Consider the following 648-nt stretch of genomic DNA (forward strand, 5'->3'; position numbering starts at 1 on the left):
CGAAGGCGGTCGCTCTTACCCGGGGAGGTCTGATAGTTAAGTTATGGATATGAATTTAGAAATAACAACCCATGCAGTGATGTATGGCTGAACTATCAGAAGTCAGCAGAGGTCATAGTACCACGCAATACGCGTTAGCGTGGGAAGGACTGAACGATAGGAGGTTTCAGAATTTTGAAAGACACGAAGAAATATGATGAAAGCAGACAACTTCATGAAGAAGGCTATCTATATAAAAATAGAGTGGAACTCAAAGATAATGTAGAAGTGCATAGTATTTCTTCCATGTCCGATAAAGGAAGAAACGATGTCAATGAATACGGTAGTGACATACTTGAGCAAATATTATCAAGGGATAATATGAACAGTGCATATAAAAGAGTAAAAGCCAATAAAGGAAGTCATGGAATTGATGGTATGACAGTAGATGAACTTCTACAATACCTAAAAGAACATGGACAGGAATTAAGGCAGTCACTACTGGAAGGAAGATATAGACCACAACCTGTTAGGAGAGTGGAAATACCAAAGCCTGACGGAGGAAAGAGATTACTTGGGATACCTACTGTAGTAGATAGAGTTATTCAGCAAGCTATCGCTCAAGTTTTAACACCTATATATGAAAAGAAGTTTTCTGATAATAGCTAT

Annotated in this window: 1 pseudogene; it reads left to right on the forward strand. The window is 38.3% G+C overall.

Features of this window, described 5'->3' with window-relative positions:
• Window positions 1-174: 174 nt before the first annotated feature.
• Window positions 175-648, forward strand: a pseudogene (locus Q428_RS14250) (group II intron reverse transcriptase/maturase); the annotation flags it as partial.

The organism is Fervidicella metallireducens AeB, assembly GCF_000601455.1.
GTDB classification, from domain to species: domain Bacteria; phylum Bacillota; class Clostridia; order Clostridiales; family Caloramatoraceae; genus Fervidicella; species Fervidicella metallireducens.